This window comes from Ancylobacter defluvii, from assembly GCF_018390605.1.
Taxonomy (GTDB): domain Bacteria; phylum Pseudomonadota; class Alphaproteobacteria; order Rhizobiales; family Xanthobacteraceae; genus Ancylobacter; species Ancylobacter defluvii.
The window spans coordinates 43,016-64,705 of sequence record NZ_JAHBGD010000024.1; the positions used below are offsets into that span (position 1 = coordinate 43,016).

The 21,690-nt window shown below is 67.0% G+C and carries 19 protein-coding genes and 1 tRNA gene; 8 read left to right on the forward strand and 12 right to left on the reverse strand.

The window, feature by feature from the left end:
* The 5 genes from KHC24_RS16495 to KHC24_RS16515 form a co-directional block, all read right to left on the reverse strand.
* Positions 1 to 1,311, reverse strand: coding sequence for an imelysin family protein (locus KHC24_RS16495; protein WP_213364420.1), 1,311 nt, complete (start codon positions 1,309 to 1,311; stop codon positions 1 to 3).
* A 175-nt stretch (positions 1,312 to 1,486) separates the two neighbouring features.
* Positions 1,487 to 1,771, reverse strand: coding sequence for a hypothetical protein (locus tag KHC24_RS16500; RefSeq protein ID WP_213364421.1), 285 nt, complete (start codon positions 1,769 to 1,771; stop codon positions 1,487 to 1,489).
* A gap of 313 nt (positions 1,772 to 2,084) precedes the next feature.
* Complete coding sequence (locus KHC24_RS16505) at positions 2,085 to 3,410, reverse strand: TIGR03862 family flavoprotein (RefSeq protein ID WP_373878578.1); 1,326 nt, start codon at positions 3,408 to 3,410, stop codon at positions 2,085 to 2,087.
* Positions 3,411 to 3,589: 179 nt separating this feature from the next.
* Complete coding sequence (gene recJ, locus KHC24_RS16510) at positions 3,590 to 5,410, reverse strand: single-stranded-DNA-specific exonuclease RecJ (RefSeq protein ID WP_213364423.1); 1,821 nt, start codon at positions 5,408 to 5,410, stop codon at positions 3,590 to 3,592.
* Between the two features lie 45 nt (positions 5,411 to 5,455).
* Entirely contained in the window at positions 5,456 to 6,094 is a 639-nt protein-coding gene (locus KHC24_RS16515) for a TetR/AcrR family transcriptional regulator (RefSeq protein ID WP_213364424.1), read from the reverse strand.
* Between the two features lie 220 nt (positions 6,095 to 6,314).
* Between KHC24_RS16515 and KHC24_RS16520 the strand changes: the two genes are divergently transcribed.
* Both KHC24_RS16520 and KHC24_RS16525 read left to right on the forward strand, forming a co-directional pair.
* A complete protein-coding gene (locus KHC24_RS16520) occupies positions 6,315 to 7,271 on the forward strand; it encodes a homocysteine S-methyltransferase family protein (RefSeq protein ID WP_213364425.1) in 957 nt (318 codons plus the stop codon).
* A 117-nt stretch (positions 7,272 to 7,388) separates the two neighbouring features.
* Positions 7,389 to 8,756 carry an esterase-like activity of phytase family protein gene (locus tag KHC24_RS16525; protein WP_213364426.1) on the forward strand — a complete coding sequence of 456 codons (1,368 nt, stop codon included), beginning with the start codon at positions 7,389 to 7,391 and terminating at the stop codon, positions 8,754 to 8,756.
* A gap of 44 nt (positions 8,757 to 8,800) precedes the next feature.
* Here the strand turns inward: KHC24_RS16525 and KHC24_RS16530 are convergent, their stop codons facing one another.
* Positions 8,801 to 9,667: a DMT family transporter gene (locus KHC24_RS16530; RefSeq protein ID WP_213364427.1), complete on the reverse strand. Its 867-nt coding sequence runs from the start codon at positions 9,665 to 9,667 to the stop codon at positions 8,801 to 8,803.
* Positions 9,668 to 9,952: 285 nt separating this feature from the next.
* On the opposite strand from KHC24_RS16530, the gene KHC24_RS16535 reads away from it, so the two are divergent.
* Entirely contained in the window at positions 9,953 to 10,648 is a 696-nt protein-coding gene (locus KHC24_RS16535; RefSeq protein ID WP_246547081.1) for an alpha/beta hydrolase, read from the forward strand.
* Between the two features lie 144 nt (positions 10,649 to 10,792).
* Here the strand turns inward: KHC24_RS16535 and KHC24_RS16540 are convergent, their stop codons facing one another.
* The 3 genes from KHC24_RS16540 to KHC24_RS16550 all read right to left on the reverse strand — a co-directional run bounded on the left by KHC24_RS16540 (position 10,793) and on the right by KHC24_RS16550 (position 14,216).
* Complete coding sequence (locus tag KHC24_RS16540) at positions 10,793 to 11,998, reverse strand: NAD-dependent formate dehydrogenase (protein ID WP_213364428.1); 1,206 nt, start codon at positions 11,996 to 11,998, stop codon at positions 10,793 to 10,795.
* A 306-nt stretch (positions 11,999 to 12,304) separates the two neighbouring features.
* Positions 12,305 to 13,201 carry a LysR family transcriptional regulator gene (locus KHC24_RS16545; RefSeq protein WP_213364429.1) on the reverse strand — a complete coding sequence of 299 codons (897 nt, stop codon included), beginning with the start codon at positions 13,199 to 13,201 and terminating at the stop codon, positions 12,305 to 12,307.
* Positions 13,202 to 13,313: 112 nt separating this feature from the next.
* Positions 13,314 to 14,216 carry a CHAD domain-containing protein gene (locus tag KHC24_RS16550; protein WP_213364430.1) on the reverse strand — a complete coding sequence of 301 codons (903 nt, stop codon included), beginning with the start codon at positions 14,214 to 14,216 and terminating at the stop codon, positions 13,314 to 13,316.
* Between the two features lie 152 nt (positions 14,217 to 14,368).
* Here KHC24_RS16550 and KHC24_RS16555 point away from each other — a divergent pair.
* A tRNA-Met gene (locus KHC24_RS16555) sits at positions 14,369 to 14,445 on the forward strand.
* 134 nt (positions 14,446 to 14,579) lie between these two features.
* On the opposite strand, the gene KHC24_RS16560 is transcribed toward KHC24_RS16555, so the two are convergent.
* The 3 genes from KHC24_RS16560 to KHC24_RS16570 all read right to left on the reverse strand — a co-directional run bounded on the left by KHC24_RS16560 (position 14,580) and on the right by KHC24_RS16570 (position 16,432).
* Positions 14,580 to 15,062: an NUDIX hydrolase gene (locus KHC24_RS16560; RefSeq protein ID WP_213364431.1), complete on the reverse strand. Its 483-nt coding sequence runs from the start codon at positions 15,060 to 15,062 to the stop codon at positions 14,580 to 14,582.
* Between the two features lie 92 nt (positions 15,063 to 15,154).
* The gene (locus KHC24_RS16565) at positions 15,155 to 15,301 is read right to left on the reverse strand and encodes a hypothetical protein (RefSeq protein ID WP_213364432.1); all 147 of its coding nucleotides are present in this window, start codon (positions 15,299 to 15,301) and stop codon (positions 15,155 to 15,157) included.
* A 141-nt stretch (positions 15,302 to 15,442) separates the two neighbouring features.
* Complete coding sequence (locus KHC24_RS16570) at positions 15,443 to 16,432, reverse strand: AraC family transcriptional regulator (RefSeq protein ID WP_213364433.1); 990 nt, start codon at positions 16,430 to 16,432, stop codon at positions 15,443 to 15,445.
* A gap of 192 nt (positions 16,433 to 16,624) precedes the next feature.
* Here KHC24_RS16570 and KHC24_RS16575 point away from each other — a divergent pair, with 192 nt between their 5' ends.
* The 4 genes from KHC24_RS16575 to KHC24_RS16590 all read left to right on the forward strand — a co-directional run bounded on the left by KHC24_RS16575 (position 16,625) and on the right by KHC24_RS16590 (position 21,456).
* Positions 16,625 to 16,921, forward strand: coding sequence for a hypothetical protein (locus tag KHC24_RS16575; RefSeq protein WP_213364434.1), 297 nt, complete (start codon positions 16,625 to 16,627; stop codon positions 16,919 to 16,921).
* A 429-nt stretch (positions 16,922 to 17,350) separates the two neighbouring features.
* Positions 17,351 to 18,229, forward strand: coding sequence for a Hint domain-containing protein (locus tag KHC24_RS16580; protein ID WP_213364435.1), 879 nt, complete (start codon positions 17,351 to 17,353; stop codon positions 18,227 to 18,229).
* 535 nt (positions 18,230 to 18,764) lie between these two features.
* Positions 18,765 to 19,238 (forward strand): (2Fe-2S)-binding protein, encoded by a 474-nt coding sequence (locus KHC24_RS16585; RefSeq protein WP_213364436.1) that lies wholly within the window; start codon positions 18,765 to 18,767, stop codon positions 19,236 to 19,238.
* Positions 19,239 to 19,245: 7 nt separating this feature from the next.
* Positions 19,246 to 21,456 carry a xanthine dehydrogenase family protein molybdopterin-binding subunit gene (locus KHC24_RS16590; protein WP_213364437.1) on the forward strand — a complete coding sequence of 737 codons (2,211 nt, stop codon included), beginning with the start codon at positions 19,246 to 19,248 and terminating at the stop codon, positions 21,454 to 21,456.
* Positions 21,457 to 21,690 lie beyond the last annotated feature (234 nt).

Genomic DNA, 21,690 nt, shown 5'->3' on the forward strand with positions numbered 1-21,690 from the left:
TCACTCGCCGACCTTGGAGGGATCGTCGAGGCTGTCGGAACCTTCCACCTTGATCTTCAGCTTCAGCGCCGCGACCACGCCCTCGATGGCGCGGGTCTGGGCGACGAGCGAATCGACGCCCTTCTGCACCAGCGCGTTGCCCTCGGTGTTGCCCTCGCCGATCATCTGGTCATAGGCCTGCTTGCCGCTGTCGGCCTCGTCCTTGATCGCCTTCAACGCGGCGAGCGCGGCGTCGATCTTGCCCTCGGCCTCCTCGGCCGGCTTCGGGGCCAGCGCCGTGGCATAGGCAGCGACCGACGGTCCCTCGACGACGCTGCCGTCGACGCGGGTGTACTTGCCGCGATAGATCGAGGCGATGCCAAGTTCGTCATAATAATGCGAGTTGTGGGTGTTGTCGGAGAAGCAGTCATGCTCCTCCTCCGGGTCGTGCAGGATGAGGCCGAGCTTCATGCGCTCGCCGGCAAGCTCGCCATAGGAGAGCGAGCCGAGACCGGTGAGGATGGTGCCGAGCGCGGCCTTGTCCTTCTGCTTCAGCACCACGGCGCGGGCCTTGCCCTTGGCGCCCCACGCCTTGGTCATGTCGGTGAGATCGGTGACCAGCAGGTCGGTGGCGGCCTTGAGATAGGCGGCGCGCCGGTCGCAATGGCCGTTGGTGCAGTTCTTGGTGTCGTAGTCGCTGGCGGGACGGTTGCCGGCGCCGGGCCCGGTGCCGTTCAGGTCCTGGCCCCACAGCAGGAACTCGATGGCGTGGTAGCCGATGGCGACGTTGGATTCGACGCCGCCGGCCTCCTGCAGGCTGTCGAGCAGCTTGGCGTTGATCCTGGTGGCGTCGATGGTCTTCTTGCCGACGCGGATCTTGGTGTTGGCGATCACATTCGCCGTGTAGAGCGGGTTCTCGTCGGAGGTGGTGCCGTAGCCCTTGTCGACATAGTCGATCAGCCCCTCGTCGAGCGGCCAGGCGTTCACGCGGCCCTCCCAGTCATCGACCATCGCATTGCCGAAGCGGAAACCCTCGGTCTGCTGATAGGGCACGCGGGCGGCCTTCCACGCCGTGCGGGCCTTGTCGAGATTGGCCTGGGTCGGCTCGGCGATGAAGGCATCGACCGCCACCTGCAGCGCCTTGGCGGTGGTGAGCGCGTCACCATACATCGCCTCGGCGATATTGGCGTAGGTGACGACGACGTCGCGCACCTTCGGCGCCGACTGGGCGTCGACCGGACCGGCAGCGACCAGCGCCCCGAAGGCCACTGCCGCCATCAGCACCGTGGTGAGCTTCTTCGGCGCGGCGAATTTCGTGAGACTGGCTCGCATTCGGATTTCCTCCCGCCGCCACAGGGCGGCCCCTGTCCATGGACGCGAGTCCTACGCCACCGCACCAAGCAATCGCAAGATGTCAAAGCCACTTTAGAACTATTATACTCTATGGCTACCTTAGGTCAGCGGTAAAATTTCTTGAAACGACATTGAATACTACCCCGAGCCAGAATCATTTACCCTCGACAAAACCGGCCAGCGCTTCAGCGAGGTCGTCCTCGACCACCTCGGCCAGCGGCCGCAATATCTTCGCCGCCTCGGTCCGGCGACCGGGACGCATGATCAGGATGACGGTCTCGGCACCGCCGCAGGCGGGGTCGCCGCACGCGATCTCGCTGATGGAGATCGTGGTGTCGTCATCGGCACCCAGCACCCTCCGCGCCTTTGCCGCGAGTTCCCGCGCCGCGTCCGGCGCCGCCTCGGCGGAGCGTCCGCTCCGGAAAAACAGCCGCGCCATGCATCCCTCCCGTCACGCCGCGCCGCCCACCAGGGCAACCGCGCCATCGATCAAACAGGTAGGCCCGCCCTCGCCGCGCTGCAAGCGACAGCACGGTTACTGGAACAGGTCAAAGTAATAAATCTGCTATCTAGTTTAGAACTATAATAATCGCGGAAGATAATCATTGCATAGACCGGAACCTCCGAGTATTAAAATCGTCAAGTCCTCAACGGCACCGTGACCGTCGAACGAGGACCTTGGATCGAACCGTTCGCGAGGCCGTTTTCCCGGCTGGTCTCGTGAGCTGCGCGGGACGGTGGCACGCGCTCCCTCAGCTGCCGTCCCGCGCCATTCCTTCGCTCCCTTGCCTGTCGGACGCATCCCAATCGCGCTCCCCATTGCCCTGCCACGCCGCCGGTGTAGGCAGCCCCAGCCGGCTCGCCATGCCGGTCGCCGCCCGCCAGCCGGTGGCGAAACAGCCCTGCAGCAGATAGCCGCCGGTCGGGGCCTCCCAGTCCAGCATTTCGCCGGCGGCGAACACCCCCGGCCGCGCCCGCAGCATCAGTTCGTCGGTCAGTGCCCGCCGGGTGATGCCGCCGGCGGAGGAGATCGCCCGCTCGATGCCGGCAAGGGCCGAGATTCGTAGTGGCACCGCCTTGGCCAGCGCGGCGATACCGGCCGGATCGGCGGGAAACTGCGGCGCGGCCTCGCGCATCAGCCCCAACGCCACGGCAGGCAGCCCCGCCTTGCGCAGCCGGTTGGACAGCGACTCGCCCTTGCGTCCCTGCGCGATGCGCTGCGCCAGCACCTCGGCGGCGAGATCCGGCCGCAGGTCGAGGGTCAGCACCGCCTCGCCGGCCGCCAATGCGTCGCGCAGCCGGTCGGTGAGCGCATAGATGCCGCCGCCTTCCAGCCCCTGCTCGGTGATGACCGCCTCGCCGCGCAGCCGCCGCCCGCCGGCGGCCAGACCGATGCGCTTCAGCGGCTCGCCGGCGAAGCGCTGGCGGAACATCTCGCTCCACGCCACCACCACCCCGGCATTGGCCGGCCGCAGCGGCCGCAGTTCCGCTCCCGTCTCCGCCAGCAGCGGCACCCAGCCGCCATCAGTGCCGAGCCGCGGCCAGCTCGCTCCGCCGAGCGCCAGCAGCGTGGCATCGGCGGCCTGCGCGATCTCGCCCTCCGGGGTCGAGAAGCGCAGACGCCCGGCCTCGTCCCAACCCAGCCAGAGCTGGCGCGGCGCGAAGGTCACGCCCAGCCCGTCCAGCCGCCGCAGCCAGGCGCGCAGCAGCGGCGAGGCCTTGAAGCTTTTCGGGAACACCCGGCCGCTGGAGCCGACGAAGCTCGGCTCGCCCAGGCCCTCCACCCAGCCACGCAGGCGGGCCGGCGGGAAGGCGTCGATCATCGGAGCGAGCCACTCCGTCGCCGCGCCATAGCGGGCGAGAAAGCGCTCGCGCGGCTCGGAATGGGTGAGGTTGAGCCCGCCGCGACCGGCCATCAGGAATTTGCGCGCCGGCGCCGCCATCCGGTCATGGACCGTCACCTGCGCCCCCGCCTCGCCGAGCACTTCGGCGGCGAGGAGGCCGGCCGGGCCGGCACCGATGATCGATACGACGGGACGGGCGGTGAAAGACGAGTCGTTTCCGGTCATTGGCACCATCGGCTGAGGCTTTGAATCAAGGCGGGGCGGGCGGCGGAAGGCAGGCGGCGTTCATCGAGTCGCATCAAGAGCTTGGCGGAAACGGCTCCGAGTGCGATTCCGCCGCCCCTCCCCGCGCAACGGCAGAGTCCCGGCCGCGAAGGAACCGATTCCGCCGCGCCCGGCAGCCCCTTGCCCCGTCACGTCTTTTGCGGATCGGCGACATCGGAGATGCGCAGGCTCGGCTGCGCCCTCCCCTGCCAGCTGTCGACCTCCAGCATGCCGGTGACGTGGCGGGTCTGCCCTCGGCTGCCCAGCAGCGCCTCGCCGAGCGGTGTCGACGCCGCGCGAAAGGCGACGCCCGAGAGCACCGCGCCGTCGGCGGCGCGCAGCCGCACGCGCACCTGATCGGCGCTGCCGGCCTCGGCATAAACGATGCGGTGCGCGGGAAAGGCGAAGACCGGCGACGGATTGCCGGCGCCATAGGGGCCGGCACGCTCGACCAGCTCGATCAGTTCGGGCGTCGCCGCGCCGGCGGACAAGGCACCATCGATCACCGTCTCGTCGACATGGCGGGCGCGCTCCACCGGGCTCGCCAGTTCTTCTTCCAGATAGGCGCGCAACGCCCCGAGCTGTTCGCGCTCCACCGTGAGCCCCGCCGCCATGGCATGGCCGCCGCCCTTCACCAGCAGCCCGCGCTCCACCGCCCCGCGCACGGCGCGGCCGACATCGACGCCGGGAATGGAGCGTGCCGAACCGGCACCATGCGCGCCGGTGAAGGCGATCGCGAAGGCCGGCCGGCCGAACTTCTCCTTCAGCCGCGCCGCCACCAGCCCGACCACGCCGGGGTGCCAGCCCTGCCCGCTCGCCAGGATCACCGGGCTCGCTCCCTCGCGGCCGAGCGCGGCCTCCGCCTCGGCCTCGGCCTGGGCGACGATGGTCTTCTCCACCACTTGCCGCTCGGCGTTCAGCCGGTCGAGCTCGGCGGCGAGCGCGCCGGCCTCGATCGGGTCGTGGCTCAGCAGCAGCCTTGTCCCGAGCGCCGCGTCGCCGATCCGCCCGCCGGCATTGATGCGCGGCCCCAGCAGGAAGCCGAGGTGCCAGGCCTTGGGCGGGCCGGAGAGCCGCGCCGCATCCATCAGCGCCGTCAGTCCCGGCCGGTCGCGCCGGCGCAGCACGGCCAGACCCTTGGTGACGAAGGCGCGGTTGAGGCCGGTCAGCGGCACCACATCCGCCACCGTGCCCAATGCCACAAGGTCCAGCATGGCGAGCAGGTCCGGCGCCGGCCGCTCGGTACTCCACCAGCCGCGCCTGCGCAATTCGCGCACCAGCCCGACGACGGTGACGAAGACCAGGCCGACGGCGCAAAGATGGCCGAGGCCGGAAAGGTCGTCGACGCGGTTGGGATTCACCAGCGCCGCCACCGGCGGTAGCGTCTCCCCGGCCTGATGGTGGTCCACCACCACCACGTCGAGGCCGATCTCGGCGGCACGGGCGAAGGGCTCGAAGCTCATGGTGCCGCAGTCGACGGTGACCAGCAGGCTTGCCCCGGCGGCGCGCAACGCCTCGATGGCCGGGATGTTCGGTCCGTAGCCCTCGAAGATGCGGTCGGGAATATGGAAAGCCGGGTCGAGCCCGCCGGCGCGCAGCACTTCCACCAGCAGCGCGGTGGCGGTGGCGCCGTCGACATCATAGTCGCCGAACACCGCCACCTTCTCGCCGCCCGTCACCGCGTCGGCAAGCCGCGCCACCGCCGGCGGCATGTCGGTCAGCGTGTCGGGATCGGGCAGCAGATGCTTGACCGTCGGGTCGAGATAGGCCGGCACCTCGTCGAGGCCGACGCCGCGGCCGGCGAGCACGCGGGCGAGCAATTCCGGCACGCCGTGACGCTGGGCGATGGCAAGCGCGAGGGAAGCACCGCGCGCATCGAGCCGATCGCGCCAGAAGCGGTCGGTCGCCGAGCGGGCGACGCCGAGAAAGGCGCGGGCCGGCGGCGGAGCGATGGGAAGGTCGAGACTCATGGCTGCATAGAGCCCCAACGACGTCGCCGCGTCGAGGGGCCTGCCTCAGGGCCGGAAGGTCAGCCGCACGAAATCGCGGAACAGCAGGACTTGCCGCGGCAGGATGGACGGGTCGCGCAGTGCCCGTCCCATCACCAGCCCGCCTTCGATCAGCGTCGACATCATGTCGGCGAGGGCATCGAGATCGACCGGTTCCGCCGGCGGATAGGCCGCGACGATCCGGGCGAAGCGCTCGCGGAACCGCACCCGCCAGGACAGCACGCTCTGGGCGTTGAGCTCGTGGATGGTGCGGTCGAACAGCTGGTCCTGGTAGCAGAGCGTCGCGGCGATACAGCCCGGATGCGCCTCCGGCAGCGCCGCCATCATTTCCGCGAACAGGCGCAGCGCCACCAGGAAGCCATGCAGCGGATCGTCGTTGAGTTCGTCGGCACGACGGAACAGGTCGTCGAGCAATTCGCGCTCGCGCACGATGTGCCGTTCCAGCAGCGCCCGCGCCAGGTCGTTCTTGTCCTTGAAATGATAGAAGAAGCCGCTCTTGGTGATGCCGACGCCGGCGACCAGTTCCTCGATCGAGGTGGCGACGAATCCCTTGGCCAGCACCTGCTGCTCGGCGAGGTCGAGCAGGCGCTTGCGCGTGTCGATGCTGCGCCGTCGCGGCAGCAGCTCGGACTGGGACTGGGACATGACGTTACTGTACCATAGGTAAAGCTCGTCGCACGCGCCCGGTGGGAAAGCGGCCGACCCGCAGGCGCGTCGTCGTCATAAATGGCCGTTCCGTCACGTAAAATCGCGACGCGCCCCGTACTGGACCATGCGAACGCTAGGCGCGGCAGCCAAATCCGGCACAATCCGCCGCGAAACCGGGGACGCCTCAGTGCACCCGCCACTCGCCGGGAGGATCAAAATGCCCAAGTATCGCCACGCCCTGCCACTGCTGTCCGACGACATCTTCATCATGGATGCCGGCATGGAGACCACCTTCATCTTTCACGAAGGCATCGACCTGCCCTGTTTCGCCTCCTTCGACCTGATGAAGGATGAGAACGGACGCGATCGGCTGCGGGCCTATTACACGCGCTTCGCCGAACTCGCCTGCGCGCGAGGGGTCGGCTTCGTACTCGACGCGCCGACCTGGCGGGCCAATGCCGATTGGGGCGCCAGGCTCGGCTTCGATGCCGCCGCCCTCGCCGATGTGAACCGCCGGGCCATCGACCTGCTGGTCGAGCTGCGGCAGCGCTACGAAACCCCCGCCTCGCGAATGGTGGTGAGCGGCGTGGTCGGCCCGCGCGGCGACGGCTACCAGACCGGCACCATCATGACCGCCGAGCAGGCGGCGCACTACCACGCCGCTCAGATCGAGACCTTCGCCGACAGCGAGGCCGACATGGTGGGCGCCTACACGCTCAACTATGTCGAGGAGGCAGTCGGCATCGCGCTGGCCGCCAAGGCGGTGAACCTGCCCTCGGTGATCTCCTTCACGCTGGAGACCGACGGGCGGCTTCCCTCCGGCCAGAACCTTCGCGAGGCGGTGGAGCAGGTGGATGCCGAGAGCGGCGCCGCGCCGGCCTACTTCATGATCAACTGCGCCCACCCGACCCATTTCGAGAACCTGATCGCTACGGGTGGCGACTGGCTCGACCGGGTGCGCGGGGTGCGGGCCAATGCGTCTTCCCGCAGCCATGCCGAACTCGATGCGGCGCCCGACCTCGATGCCGGCGACCCGGTGCAGTTGGGCCACCAATATCGCAGCCTGCGGGACCGGATGCGCCATCTCACGGTGCTCGGCGGCTGCTGCGGCACCGATTACCGGCACATCGAGCAGATCTGCCTCGCCTGCCTGCCGGCGCAGCAGGCGGCCTGAGCGGCGGGAGGCGGCGTCACCGACGCGTCATCGGGACGTTACGTCACCGACACGCTCCGGCGTCACAGGAGGGGGCATCGCGGCGCCCGCGCCGCACGTTCCTTCAGGAGACCCGCCATGACCCGCACCTCGTTCCGTGCGTCCCTGCTCGCCGGTGCCGCCCTGGCACTGGTCGCGCTGGCGCCGGCCGCGCACGCCGACCAGGCTTTCCCCGCCACGCTCGCCGGCCATGCCGTGCTGCCGGCGGAGAGCTTTGTCGAGGTGCCCGCCGACGCCCCGGCCGACCTCAAGACCTCCGGCAAATACACCACCGGCAAGCGGGTCGAGGCGATCGGCACGGTGGAAGGCAAGTCGGCCGGCCGCCCCACCGGCGTGTCGGTGCCGTTCAAGGGCCAGCCGCTTCAGGGCCATTCCGGCATCAAGGTGATGGCGGATGGCAGCTTCTGGATCATCACCGACAACGGCATGGGCGCGAAGGCCAACAGCCCGGATTCGGCGCTCTACCTCAACCGCTACAAGATCGACTGGCAGACCGGCCGGTTCGAGCGCCTCGAGACCGTCTTCCTCACCGATCCGGACAAGAAGGTGCCGTTCCGCATCGTCCATGAGGGCACCGAGAAGCGCTACCTCACCGGCGCCGACTTCGACCCCGAAAGCTTCCAGATCATCGGCGACGACTTCTGGATCGGCGAGGAATTCGGCCCCTACCTGATCCGGGCCGACAAGAGCGGCAAGGTGCTCGGCGTCTTCGAGACCGTCGCCGGCGAAACCCCGGTGCGCTCGCCCGACCATTACGCCGTCACCTCGGCCGGCGCGCCGAACGCCACGGCCGAGTTCAACGCCCGCCGCTCCAAGGGCTATGAGGGCATGGCCGCCTCCAAGGATGGCAAGTTCCTCTACGCGCTGCTCGAAGGCCCGCTGTGGGACGCGGCGAAGAAGGATTGGCAGAAGACCGCCGAGGGCAAGGAATTCCTGCCGATCCTCGAATTCGACGTCGCCGGGCAGAAGTGGACCGGCCGCATCTGGCAGTACCCGCTGGAGCAGAACGGCAACGCCATCGGCGACTTCAACATGATCGACGGCACCACTGGCCTGATCATCGAGCGCGACAATGGCGAAGGCACCGGCGACAAGGCCTGCGCCGCCGGCACCAAGGGGCCGGACTGCTTCCACGACCTCGCCAAGTTCAAGCGCATCTACAAGATCGAGCTCACCGACGCCAATGCCGGCGGCCTGGTGCGCAAGATCGGCCATATCGACCTGATGGCCATCGCCGACCCGGACAAGAAGTCGCGCAAGCCGCTCACCGACGGCAAGCTCGCCTTCCCGTTCTTCACCATCGAGGACGTGGACGTCGTCGATGCCACCCACATCGTGGTCGGCAACGACAACAACCTGCCGTTCTCCTCCTCGCGCGACCCGAAGAAGGCCGACGACAACGAGCTGATCCTGCTCGAGGTCGGCGAGTTCCTGAAGGCGAAGTGAGATAGATGCCGCGATCGTCCGGCCGGGTCTCCCGGCCGGACAGCCTATTCGGCGGCGTCGGGCAGCGTCGGCGTCGGCTTGCGCAGGATGAGGGCGACGCCGACCACCATGATCAGCGCGCCGATCATCTTCACCGGCGAGGGATCGTCGCCGATCAGCACGATGCCGAACAGCACGGTGAGCAGCGGGTTGAGCATCGAATACGGCACCACCGCATTGATCGAATGCCGCTGCAGCAGCCAGTACCAGATGCCGTAGCCGATGATCGAGGAGCCGACGGCGCTGTAGACCACCGAGAACCAGCCGTTCCAGCCGGCGGTCGCGACCATGCCCCAGTGGTCGGCTTCCAATATCCACGACGCCAGCAGCAATTGCGGCACCGAGAACAGCGACGACCAGCCCATCATCGCCATCGGGCGGATGCCCTCCACCTGCTTGACGATGAGATTGGTCACCGCCCAGCCGGTGGCGCTGATCAATAGCAGCACCAGCGCAGAGGCCGGCGGCAGGGTCGGGCCGATCGCCAGCACCAATATGCCGGCCACCGAGATCGCGAGGCCGGCGGAGCGCGTCAGCCCCAGCGGCTCGCGCAGCAGCAAGCAGGCCAGCACCGTCGCGATCGGGGCCCCCAGTTGCAGCACCACCGCGCTGGTGCCGGCCTCGGCATGTTCCAGCGCCGTGAACAACAGGCCGAAATGGATGGTGCCGAAGGTGAAGGACACCAGCAGCACGCCGGGCAATTGCCGGCGCGTGATGCGGGTGAACGGCACCAGAAGCAGCGAGACCAGGGTAAAGCGCAACGCCGTCGTCAGCAGCGGCGGGATCTCCGCCACCCCGAGCTTGATGACGATCATGTTGAACGCCCACAGGCAGACGACGGTGAGGGCGAGCAGCTTGTCGCGGAACGGCATTGCAGACCAATGGCGAGAAAACGCGGATGCGGCCCGGCACCGGAACGCAAGCTGCCGGACGATTCGGTGTGCACCGGTCCGGCGGGATGGGACATACCCCCCGCCCGCGACGAAGCAAAGACCCGGCGGGCCATGCCTGCCCTGCGGGCCGGACATGGCCGCGGCGGTGACAACTGTAGGAGAGGGTTGCGGGGGATAGCGCCAAGGCCGGCATCAGGCGAAACCGGCATGGCCGCGGCGCCCTGCCGCTTTGCCTGCGCCGGGCACCGCATTATGGTGCGCGCCATGCTTGATCTCTCCCTCCTCGGCCGCCTCCAGTTCCAGCACGCCGCCCCGACCAAGCCGCCGCTGCCGCCCGGCCGGCACGATCTCGGCCTGTTCGATGAACGCGATTATGTGCTGATCGTGCCGGAAGGCATCGATCCGGCGCGGCCGACGCCGTTCATGTCGCTGTTCCACGGCGGCGGCGGCAGTGCCGAGAAGATCCTGCCGATCATGCGCCACCATGCCGAGGCGCGCGGCTTCCTGCTGCTGGTGCCGCAATCGCTGTTCCCCACCTGGGACATCGTCATCGCCGGCAATGGCCCCGACCGTGAGCGGCTGGACATCGGCTTTGCCGAAGTGGCGTCGCGCTTCACCCTGGATCCGGGGCATTTCGCCTTTGCCGGCCATTCCGATGGCGGCAGCTACTCGCTATCCACCGGCCTGTCGAACGGCCATCTGGTCAGCCACATCCTCGCCTTCTCCGCCGGCTTCATGACGGTGCTGGCGCAGGAGGGCGAGCCGAAGGTGTTCATCGCCCACGGCCAGAACGACACCCAGACGCCGATCCGCACCGCCGGCCGCTCGCATGCCGCCAAGCTGCGGGCGGCCGGCTACGAGCTCACCTATGTCGAGCATGACGGGCCGCATGCCTCGCAGCCGCCGATGGTGCAGCTCGGCGTCGACTATTTCCTCGACGCCATCGAGCGTCCGGCCTGAACGACAAAACGCGCCCGCTTTGGAAGCGGGCGCGCAAGTTCTCCGAGTACGCACGGTGTGGGAAAGGGCCGCTGAAGCGCGCCCCTTCGGGAGCGGCATGCGATCGCCGCGCAGACGGCGCCCGCATGCCGATAGCGAGAGGCGTCAGCTCGCCTTCTTGAACTTCGCGGCCTCTTCCGAACCGCCGGTGGCATTGCCCTTGGAGTAGGAATGCGCGCCGACGCCGGCGAGATTGCCGCCCTGCACGATCAGATATTCGTCGCGGATCGCACGACCCTCGAAGAAGCACTCCAGGATCTCGCGCGTGCCGGCCGCATAGCGGCTCTGGGCGGTGAGCGAGGTGCCGGACATATGCGGGGTCATGCCGTTCCACGCCATGGTGCGCCAGGGATGGTCGGCCGGCGCCGGCTGCGGGAACCACACATCGCCGGCATAGCCGGCGAGCTGGCCGTTCTCCAGCGCACGGGCGATGGCGTCGCGGTCGCACAGCTTGCCGCGGGCGGTGTTGACGATATAGGCGCCGCGCTTGAACAGCTTCAGCGTCTCGTCATTGACCATGTGCTCGGTCTCGGGATGCAGCGGGCAGTTCAGCGTCACCACGTCGCAATGCGGGTACATGTCCTTCGGCGAGTCGTGCCAGGTGAGGTTCAGTTCCTTCTCGACCGATTCCGGCAGGCGGTGGCGGTCGGTGTAGTGCAGCTTCACGTCGAACGGCGCCAGGCGGCGCAGTACGGCGAGGCCGATGCGGCCGGCGGCGACGGTGCCGACGCTCATGGCTTCGAGATCGTAGGAATGCGCCACGCAGTCGGCGATGTTCCAGCCGCCCTTGCGGGCCCAGTCATGCGCGGGAAGGTAGTTGCGCACCAGGCCGAGGATCATCATCACCACATGCTCGGCGACGCTGATCGAGTTGCAGTAGGTGACCTCGGCCACGGTGATGTTGCGGTCGATGGCCGATTGCAGGTCGACATGGTCGGAACCGATGCCGGCGGTCAGCGCCAGCTTCAGGTTCTTCGCCTTGGCGATGCGCTCGGGCGTGAGGTAGGCCGGCCAGAACGGCTGGGAGATCACGATGTCGGCATCGACGAGCTCCTTCTCGAACACCGAGTCCGGGCCGTCCTTGTCGGAGGTCACCACCAGCGTGTGGCCGTTGGATTCGAGATATTTGCGCAGGCCGAGCTCACCGGAGACCGAGCCGAGCATGGTGCCGGGGACGAAGTCGATCGCCTTCGGCGTCGGCAGGGTCTGGCCGCCCGGATAATGGTCGATCTTCGGCAGGCCGTCGCGCGCATAGGTCTTGGGGTAGCCGTCGATCGGATCGTCGTACAGAACACACAGAACCTTGGCCATGTCGGTATCTCCTCCTGTTGGTCCCCGCGGACCGTTGGGGTGAGCGGAGGCGTTCCCGCTGCATGCGCAGCCGGCCGAAAGGTATCGGTGCCTGTCCTGATCCGAACCGCCCGCCCTGTTCCGGGGTCGATGCCCGGCAAGGTGGAGCCTTCGGGTCTCCTCCGCGCCGACGCGGGCCGGGAACTCGCTGCCCCGCTTCGTCGTCGACCCCGTCAGAGTGCGCGGTTGGAGGTAGCGCTTCAAATCGAAAGGGGTGAACAATTGATAGATATTGCAAATCAATGATCTGCGTTTACGCGAAATTTTCTAATCAAACTTTCCCATGCCGCCGGAGCGGGCCAGCTTGAGCAGCGCCGCCGCCACCGGCGGCAGCGGGTCGCGGTCGGAGACGACGAGGCCGACCGGCTGCACGTGCTCGGGCTCGACCAGCGGCACTGCCACGAGACCGCCCCCCTCGCCCAGCCCGGCGAAGCTGGCCGACGGCACGATGCTGCCCCACGGCCCGCGCCGGACGAAGGCCCAGATGCCCATGAAGGAGTTGGTCTCGATCTCCGGCTGCGAGGCGAGGCCGAGTTCGGCCAGCACCTGGTCGATGATGCGGCGGTTCTGCATGTCGGGGGTGAGCAGGCACAGCGGCTCCGCCGCCGCCTGCGCCCAGCTGATCGAGCGCCGCCGGGCAACCTTCTCGGTAGCGCGGGTCACGTAAACATAGCGCTCGGCATAGAGGTCGAGCCGCCGCACCCGGCTCAGCGGCTCATTCTCGAGATAGGTGATCCCCGCATCGAGCTCCAGTTCGTCGAGCCCGCGCTGGATCTGCGCCGAACTCAGCGAGAACATTTGCACCTTCACCCCGGGATGCCGGGTGCGGAACGGCGCCAGCAGCGCCGGCGCCGCCGCGGTGACGGAGGGGATCGCCCCCACCCGCAGCGTGCCGGAAAGCCGGCCGACCGCGTCCGCCTTCTCCTGACGCAGGCTGTCATAATCGGCGACGATCTGCCGGGCCCAGCCCAGCACCCGTTCGCCCTCGGCGGTAAAGCCGAGAAAGCGATGGCCACGCACCACCAGCGGCAGCCCGAGTTCTTCCTCCAGCTTGCGCAGGCCGGCCGACAGCGTCGGTTGCGAGACGTTGCAGGCTTCCGCGGCGCGGGCGAAATGCTTCTCGCGCGCCAACGCCACCAGATAGTGCATCTGCCGGACGAACATGGCGGCGCTCCTTGCGGCTCCCGATGGTCGGGCCACTCATCGATAGAAAAGCGCTCTCGATTCGAGAAGATCAATATGATCTTCCCTATCGCCTCATATCTCGGCTGCCGCTTCAATCGGCGGCGTGAGCCGCCTTCGCATAGGCTCGCATGCGGCGGGCGAAAGGCTTCGGCCGCTCGGCGAACAGGCACGCCTGCAGGCGCATGGCGCGGCGAACCAGCTTCTTCTGCTGCGCCTGCGCGCCCTCCACCACCTCGGCGCGCCAGCCAGTCTCGGCCGGCCCCTCGGCCAGCACCGCCTCGACCAGCACGGCGAGATCGTGGTGATGGCCCAGCTTGTCGCGCAGGTCCTGCAGTTCCTTCACCCAGATCTCGCCGAGAGCCGGCCAGCACGGCGCGATCACCTCCATCTGGTAGCGATGGGCGATCACTGCCTTGCGCAACTCGTGCAGCTCGACGTCGTCGGAAATGTCGATCGATCGGCCGCGCCGGCGTGCCCGCTGATAGTCGGTGGCGATGGCAGCGATCACGGTTTCGGGACCTGAAGCCCCGCCCATCGCCGCGACGGCGCTGCCGCATCGCGCGACAAGAGCACTCATGCCGGCGTGGACGTTAGGCGGGATCGGCTCCGCCGCCTCACCGCCGCCGTCCGCCAGCACCGCGCCGGCGGCCCGGTGAGCCTCCGGGGTCAGCCGTCCCTTCTCGACCAGCCGGTCGAGCGTCTCGCGCATCACCACTCTGTCGCGGGCACCGGACAGCGTGCGCGCCGCCGTGCCGATCTCCTCGCGCAGGGCACGGGCGTCCCGGCGACCGGCGCCGCGCACCAGCCGCAGCAATCCCCGCAACTGCTTGAACGCCTTGCGCACGTCATGCACCGCCTCGGCGGGATCCTCGCGTTCCAGCGCGCTGCGAGCCGCGGCGACCGCCGCCATCAGCGCGGCGCCCAGCAGGCCGGAAGCCGGGGCGGCTGCGGGCCCCTTCGGCGGCACGGCATCTTTGTCCAGATGGGCGCGCATGGAAATTTCCTATTTCCTTCAAGCTATTATGCGAGCAATCCACCGAAAAGGCGACAGTTGGACGACAAATATTCGCCTGCCCCCTTTCAATTACGGGTGGGGATTGCTAGATACCCGCCATCGCCGACGGCAACTGCCGCACCGGCCTCTGACGCGGGGTGGAGCAGCCCGGTAGCTCGTCAGGCTCATAACCTGAAGGCCGCAGGTTCAAATCCTGCCCCCGCAACCAAACTATGATAGCAATATCAGGATATTGAAAAAGCCGCCTTCGGGCGGCTTTTTCTTTGTCCATTCATCTGTCGCCACCGGGTTGCCACGGCGAGGAGGTAACGCAGGGTATTGCGGAGAAGCATCCTGCCGCCCTCAGTTCCGCGCAGCCAGCTTCCGCCAGACCTTGGATTCGGCGAAATCGCGGATCAGGCCGCCCAGCTCGGGCTCGTCGACCAGAAGAGCGGCGCCTTCTGCCTGGAACCAGCGTTGAACGCGCTCGTGTCGTTCCGGCCAATCGACGAGCTGGCGCGTCACCGCCAACGGAAACACCTGTACCTTCACCAGCACGAACTCCTGTTGTAGTCGCTTCCAGTAGCGATACCGGCCAATGGGCTTGCGACCAATCTCGCCGATGACGCCAGCTTCTTGCCGCGCCTCCACCTGCGCCGATTTCCAATCCTTATGGTTGTTGATCGGCCAGCCCTTGGGGATGATCGCACGGTGCGTGTCGCGTGACGTGAGTAGCAGGATTTCGATCTGCCCGAGCGGCGTCACTCGAAACGGCAGCGCAGCGATCTGTTCCAGAATGCGGCCGCTGGCCGCCAGCCTCGTGAGCTTGTTTTTTTTCTTCGCCATGAGGCGATGTTAGCGGATTGGCCGCGGCGCGCGACTTTTCTTGCGACATTCAACAGGACGCTCCGCTACACCTTCGCGCCGCGGCGTGAGGGTCAGCGGTCGAATGGCGGACTACCTTCGATTTCCTCAAAGACGCCAGGCACGCAGGCAATGGCCGCATGCAACGGTGTGGCCTGATGAGCTTCAAGTGCCTCTGCCATCATGTCGAGGGCGTCCGGCAGGCTGCCCAGTTCGCTCACCCGATCGGCCTCATCAACCGCCAGGCGCTGATGCCATCGCCACCGTGAGGCACCCCCTCGAATCCGCCGGCGCCCGGTTCCTCGACACCGGCGATGTGGCGGCGGGTAACGGGGCAATACCGAGGAGCAGGCAATCCGGCGCTACGGGCGAGTGTTGGCGCGGTCTCCGGCTTCACGCGTCACCGCCCTGACGTCCGATGGCGTCACGCCATAGCGCTCCTTGAAACGGCGATAGAATGTAGATGGCTCAACCAGTCCCAGCCCAAAGGCGATGTCGGCAATCGTCTGGGCTGCGAAACGGGGGTCACTGAGGCGGTCATGGATGAGCGTCAGGCGCCGATCGGCGACGTAGTCCGACAGGCTGCTGCCGGCCTCGGCGAACAGCCGACGGATGTACCGTGGACTCACGCCGATATGGCGCCCGACCACCTCCGCCGAGAGGCGGGCGTTGTTCACGTTCTCCTCGATATATTGCTTGATCGCCCGCAAACGGGCGGCCCGCATGCCGCGTCCGGCGACGATCTCCTCCACCTCCCGCGTGGTGCCGAGCGCCGCCGCCAGCAGATCGGCGATGTGTTGCGAGACCAGTGGCGCCAACCGCGGCGTGACCGGCGTATGGCTCACCGCGTGGAGATAATCGAACAGCAACCGCGTTTCCGGTGCGTCGGGACGAAGCGCGTCAGGCCCGACATCGCCGATATGCCGGACCAGCGGTTCCAGCAGGCGCCGCGAGAGTTGAACGCAGACCGTCCACTCGCCATCACGCGCCTCGGCGCGCCACCGAGTATCCAGGGGCATGATGCAGGGCGCGCCGGGGGCGGTCTCGAGGGTACGTCGGCCCCGACTGTCGAAGCGCCAGCCACTGCTAATCCAGGAGACGGCCAGGTCGTCATTTCCATCGGCCATCAGCGCCTGCGTTCGCTCCCACGCCATCGGCGCCACCGCCCCGCGGGTGACGCTCATGCCGGGCAATAGCGTAGTGACAGAGTTGAAGCGCATCTCGTTACCGTCAATCGGCACGAGATCCAGCCGCATGCAAATACGACCGTAGTAGTCGCGGATCAATTCCTGCCGGTCATGCTCCTCCAGAGCATCCGTCGACAATTCGATCCGTTCGCCGCTGGCTGCCATGGCAGGAACCCTGGAAGCAATTCCACCAACCCAGTTTATGGCATGGAACCTGTTGCTTGATAAAGCGACGAGTTCCGCTCACGCGATATCTCTGTTCCGCTGACATGACACGCGATCCCGGCCTTCAAGGCATTCTCGCTGCCGCGAGTACCCATGACCATCAGTCAATTACTATAAAATTTGGAGGAAAATATGCGTAAAATTCATATCTTGACGTTCGGTGTCGCCAGTCTGTGCCTGTCGATACTTCTCCCGTCGCAATCGTTCGCCGCTTACACCTGCATGAATCCCGCCATTTGCCGTGCGGTTTGCGGCGCACCGACCTGCGGTCAGATCACCGCACGTGATGCCGATATGCGCGCTCTCGACGCCCCCGCCGCGAAGCTTGCTGCATCGCCAGGCAAGCCCGCCGCCGGCAAGACCTACACCTGCATGAATCCCGCGATCTGCAGGGCCGTTTGCGGCAGCCCCACCTGCGGCACACCATAAGATCGCAGGGCGGCCCGCTACGATGCGAAGGCGCCGCAGCGGGTTTGCCCTCCGAGACTGTAACGCCCTGGCAGATGTGGCGGGGGCTGGCGCTGTGGTCACTGCCGGGCGATAGGCGAACGCATTTGCGTGGTGAGGGGGAGGAGACCGAGGCGCCTACACCCTGAAACGATCGAAGTCGGACGGGATTCATCCAGAGACGGCTGGGCCAACCGTCCGAGGATGCGGTCGCCGCGAAACCTCTGTGAGGTTACCCATGGGATCGACAGCCGCTTGCGCCAAGTGACGCAAAAGCCACATGCAGCATTTAAGGCGAAGCCATCTGTCAATTTTAGAGGCTATCTATTGTCGGACAATCCGTGGACAGACACTCTTGCTTTGGAAGAAATATGAAGAGAAAACCTGCCAACACAACCGGAGCGCGAAGAGATGGCCACTTATCAGACTGCATATTTGTACGTACTAGATGAGAATGGCAACAGCAATACCGGAAAAATAGATGAGATTGTAAACAATAGTGAAGCAAATTCCACAGAATCCGTGGATAACAGCATCGTATCCGTTGGGGAGACATTCTCGGTCGTATTTACGAATACGACTACAGGATCCACTTATGATGGAACCTATACTTATCTCGGGCACGCCACGCCGTTCTCCGGCTTCGTCGCGTCGGACAGCGATGGCGTGTACTACCTGTTCTCAAACGACCCAAGCATCCCCGTCGGGACGACACTGAATGGCTTCACAGCCGAGGCGATTCCGGTCTGCTTCCTCGCCGGCACTATGATTGCCACGCCCTCTGGCGAGGTGGCCATCGAAACCCTGCATGCCGGCGACCTGGTGCTCACCGCAGACGGCTCCACAAAGCCGGTCCGCTGGCTCGCCAGGCAGACCGTTTCCACCATTTTCGCTGACCCGATGAAGGTCTGCCCCATTCGTATCACCGCCGGGGCGTTAGGCGGCGATCTACCGGCCCGCGATCTGTGCGTGTCGAACGACCATGCGCTGCTGATCGACGGCATGCTGGTACAGGCGGGGGCGCTGGTGAACGGCACAACCATCATGCGCCACGCCGACATGCCGCAGACGTTCGTCTACTACCATGTCGAACTCGAGGATCATTCCCTGATCTTGGTCGAAGGCGTCCCGGCGGAAACCTACGTCGACAACGTCACCCGGCGGCGGTTCGACAATTGGCAGGAGGCGCCCGAGGCCTCAATCGCCGAGCTGGACATGCCTCGCGTGAAATCGGCCAGGCAGTTGCCGGCATCGATCCGGGCCCGACTGGCGGAACGCGAGGCGGCATGAACGAAACGGGGCGGCGGCAGCCGCCCCTGCGACCCGGAATGCGTGGACACCCCGTTGCGTTGACCATGATCACGAATGGAGGGAATTCGCCATGCGCGCGGCGCAGGCTACCGCCGGCCCGGAACCGAGCGAGGTATATCTTTCGGCCCGACGGATCGATGCGTAGGCCGATGCCCACAACTCACCGCCCAAGAGAAAGAAATCCTTGTCGGCCGGGTCGTAACGGCACCTTCGTGAAAGACACCCTTCTCGGCCCGGCGCCCCCCCGCCCTTGGCAGTCCCGCGCATATGTTCCGTTCGCGGGCCTGAAGGCGGGTCGATCCGCGCCGATCAAGCCATATCTCGGTTTGCGCCGGTCATCCTTTGGTTGCATCAGTTTAGACTTACGCTAATTTGCGATCGGAAGCCCTATCGCGTCGTATATGCTGAACTGGTGTAGCACCCCGCAGAGCCTGCGTTTGGCCAAGTCGACTGGTTGTTTTGTTGGCGGCATCGCAAGCATCCATGCGGGACGACTGGATGTTACGAGGCATCAATGTCATTTTCCCTGAAGATCAACGGCACGAGCCATGAGGTCGATGTCGACGACGACACGCCTCTGCTCTGGGTAATACGCGATGTGCTCGGCATGACCGGCACGAAATTCGGCTGTGGCGCCGCCCTGTGCGGCGCCTGCACCGTGCATCTCGATGGCGCGCCGGTCCGGTCCTGCGTCACCACCGTCGACAGCGTCGGTGAATCCGCCATCACCACCATCGAGGCGATCGGCGCCGCGCCGGCGGGACGCCATGTCCAGCAGGCCTGGCTCGACCTCGACGTGGTCCAGTGCGGCTATTGCCAGTCCGGCCAGATCATGTCGGCGGCGGCGCTGATCGCCGACACCAAGGCGCCGACCGATGACGACATCGACAACGCCATGTCCGGCAATATCTGCCGCTGCGGCACCTATGCCCGCATCCGCGAGGCGGTGAAGCTCGCCGCGGCGTCGCTTGCCAGCGAAACCAAGTGAGGCGACCATGCTGAACGCTTTCGCTCCCGCCCGCACATCTTCCGAGGCGCCGGAATTCGCCGAGACGCCGGCCGCCGGCCTGTCGCGCCGCAGCTTTCTCGTCGCCGGGCTTGCCGCCGGCGGCGGTCTCCTCCTCTCGATCGGCCTGCCGAAATTCGCCGGCGAGGCGCTGGCGGCCGACGGTCCGTTCGCGCCGGACGCCTTCATCCGCATCGGCAGCGATGGCGCCGTCACCCTCGTCATGCCGCAGGTCGAGATGGGTCAGGGCACCTACACCTCGCTGCCGATGCTGATCGCCGAGGAACTGCAGATCGACCTGTCCCAGGTGCGGCTGGAACATGCGCCGCCGGACGACAAGCTCTACGGCAACCCGGCGATCGGCTTCCAGGTCACCGGCGGCTCCACCTCGATCCGCGGCTTCTATGAGCCGCTGCGCAAGGCGGGAGCCAGCGCGCGCACCATGCTGGTGGCGGCGGCGGCGCAGATGTGGGGGGTCGATCCGGCCGCCTGCGATGCCGCGCACGGCGTCGTCCTGCATCCCGCCTCCGGTCGGCAGGCGAGCTATGGTTCGCTCGCCGAGAAGGCGGCGGCGATGCCGGTGCCGAAGGATGTCGCGCTGAAGCCGGTGGACAAGTTCACCCTGATCGGCACCCCGGCCAAGCGCCTCGACGCCGCCGGCAAGGTCGACGGCACCGCCGCCTATGGCATCGACGTCAAGCTGCCGGGACTGAAGGTCGCCACCGTCGCCGCCTGTCCCGTATTCGGCGGCAAATTGAAGAGCGTCGACGACACCGATGCGCGGGCAGTGAAGGGCGTGCGGCAGGTCGTCAAGCTCGACGACGCCGTCGCCGTGGTCGCCGATCATATGGGCGCGGCCAAGAAGGGTCTCGCGGCGCTGAAGATCGAGTGGGACGAGGGGCCGAACGCCACGCTCTCCACCGAGGAGATCGTGCGGCAGATGGAAGCGCTGGCCGCCACCGGGCCGGGGGTCGACGACAAGAAGGTCGGCGATGTCGAGGCCGCCGAGCGCGCCGCCGCCCGGACCGTGAAGGCGACGTACCAGATGCCGTTCCTCGCCCATACCACCATGGAGCCGCTGAACTGCACCGTGCATGTCCGCCCCGATGCCTGCGAGGTGTGGGTCGGCTCGCAGGTGCTGAGCCGGGCGCAGGCGACCGCTGCCGAGGTCACCGGCCTGCCGCGCGAGAAGGTGACGGTGCATAACCACCTGCTCGGCGGCGGCTTCGGCCGGCGCCTCGAGGTCGACAGCGTCACCCAGGCGGTGAAGATCGCCAAACAGGTCGATGGGCCGGTCAAGGTGGTGTGGACGCGCGAGGAGGACATCCAGCACGACATCTACCGCCCCTATTATTACGACCAGTTCGCCGCCGGCCTCGACGCGCAGGGCAAGGTGACGAGCTTCCGCCACCGCGTGGTCGGCTCTTCCATCGTGGCGCGCTGGCTGCCGCAGGCCTTCACCAACGGCCTCGATTTCGACGCGGTGGACGGCGCCGCCGGCCCCTATGGCTTCGCCAATCTGCATGTCGACTATGTGCGGCACATGCTGCCGCAAGGCCTGGAAACCGGCTGGTGGCGCGGCGTAGGCGTCACCCACAACGCCTTCGTGGTCGAGGGCTTCGTGGACGAGCTCGCCGTCGAGGCCAAGGCCGATCCGGTGGCGTTCCGCCGCGAGCTGCTGGCCAATGATGCACGGGCGCGCGGCGTGCTCGATCTGGCGGCGCAGAAGGCCGGCTGGAGCGGTGCCCTGCCGGCGCGCAGCGGACGCGGCGTGTCGCTGCTGCTCGGCTTCGGCACCTATATGGCGCAGGTCGCCGAGGTGGAGATCGGCAAGGACGGCGCGGTGAAGGTGTCGCGCATCGTCTGCGCGGTGGATTGCGGCGTGGTGATCAACCCGGACACGGTGAAGGCGCAGGTGCAGGGCGGCATCGTCTACGGCCTGTCGGCGGCGCTCTACGGCCAGATCACGCTGAAGGACGGGCGCGTCGAGCAGAGTAATTTCGACAGCTACCAGGCGCTGCGCATCGAGGAGATGCCGGCGATCGAGGTGCATATCGTCGAGAGCCGCGAGGCCCCGGGCGGTATCGGCGAGCCCTCGACCTCGGGGGTCGCCCCCGCGGTGGTCAATGCGGTGTTCGCCGCCACCGGGCAGCGCCTGCGGCAGCTGCCGATCGACCCGGATCGGCTGAAAGGCGCGTAACCGCGTCCGCGATGGAGAGGGCGCGGCCGGCCTGCTCTATCGTGGCGGAAACGGGCGGGAACGAGAGCCATGGACCAGCGGGTCGGCACCGACATCAGCGCGGGCACCGTGCGGCCTGCCGACTGCCTTCGGTGAGGCGGTCGTCACGGTGCTGTTCGCGCCGAAGCGGATCTTCGCCCGTGACAACGCGACGGAAGCAGCCGCCGACCCAGCGCAGCTTCATAGGCCATGCCG

What these genes read in the sequence shown, in the direction of transcription:
- KHC24_RS16585 (WP_213364436.1), top strand. Translation starts at nt 18,765, where the DNA reads ATGTCATTTTCCCTGAAGATCAACGGCACGAGCCATGAGGTCGATGTC.
- recJ (WP_213364423.1), bottom strand. Translation starts at nt 5,410, where the DNA reads ATGAGTCTCGACCTTCCCATCGCTCCGCCGCCGGCCCGCGCCTTTCTC.
- KHC24_RS16535 (WP_246547081.1), top strand. Translation starts at nt 9,953, where the DNA reads ATGCTTGATCTCTCCCTCCTCGGCCGCCTCCAGTTCCAGCACGCCGCC.
- KHC24_RS16590 (WP_213364437.1), top strand. Translation starts at nt 19,246, where the DNA reads ATGCTGAACGCTTTCGCTCCCGCCCGCACATCTTCCGAGGCGCCGGAA.
- KHC24_RS16575 (WP_213364434.1), top strand. Translation starts at nt 16,625, where the DNA reads ATGCGTAAAATTCATATCTTGACGTTCGGTGTCGCCAGTCTGTGCCTG.
- KHC24_RS16515 (WP_213364424.1), bottom strand. Translation starts at nt 6,094, where the DNA reads ATGTCCCAGTCCCAGTCCGAGCTGCTGCCGCGACGGCGCAGCATCGAC.
- KHC24_RS16525 (WP_213364426.1), top strand. Translation starts at nt 7,389, where the DNA reads ATGACCCGCACCTCGTTCCGTGCGTCCCTGCTCGCCGGTGCCGCCCTG.
- KHC24_RS16540 (WP_213364428.1), bottom strand. Translation starts at nt 11,998, where the DNA reads ATGGCCAAGGTTCTGTGTGTTCTGTACGACGATCCGATCGACGGCTAC.
- KHC24_RS16505 (WP_373878578.1), bottom strand. Translation starts at nt 3,410, where the DNA reads ATGGTGCCAATGACCGGAAACGACTCGTCTTTCACCGCCCGTCCCGTC.
- KHC24_RS16495 (WP_213364420.1), bottom strand. Translation starts at nt 1,311, where the DNA reads ATGCGAGCCAGTCTCACGAAATTCGCCGCGCCGAAGAAGCTCACCACG.
- KHC24_RS16520 (WP_213364425.1), top strand. Translation starts at nt 6,315, where the DNA reads ATGCCCAAGTATCGCCACGCCCTGCCACTGCTGTCCGACGACATCTTC.
- KHC24_RS16530 (WP_213364427.1), bottom strand. Translation starts at nt 9,667, where the DNA reads ATGCCGTTCCGCGACAAGCTGCTCGCCCTCACCGTCGTCTGCCTGTGG.
- KHC24_RS16500 (WP_213364421.1), bottom strand. Translation starts at nt 1,771, where the DNA reads ATGGCGCGGCTGTTTTTCCGGAGCGGACGCTCCGCCGAGGCGGCGCCG.
- KHC24_RS16570 (WP_213364433.1), bottom strand. Translation starts at nt 16,432, where the DNA reads ATGGCAGCCAGCGGCGAACGGATCGAATTGTCGACGGATGCTCTGGAG.
- KHC24_RS16550 (WP_213364430.1), bottom strand. Translation starts at nt 14,216, where the DNA reads ATGCGCGCCCATCTGGACAAAGATGCCGTGCCGCCGAAGGGGCCCGCA.
- KHC24_RS16580 (WP_213364435.1), top strand. Translation starts at nt 17,351, where the DNA reads ATGGCCACTTATCAGACTGCATATTTGTACGTACTAGATGAGAATGGC.
- KHC24_RS16545 (WP_213364429.1), bottom strand. Translation starts at nt 13,201, where the DNA reads ATGTTCGTCCGGCAGATGCACTATCTGGTGGCGTTGGCGCGCGAGAAG.
- KHC24_RS16560 (WP_213364431.1), bottom strand. Translation starts at nt 15,062, where the DNA reads ATGGCGAAGAAAAAAAACAAGCTCACGAGGCTGGCGGCCAGCGGCCGC.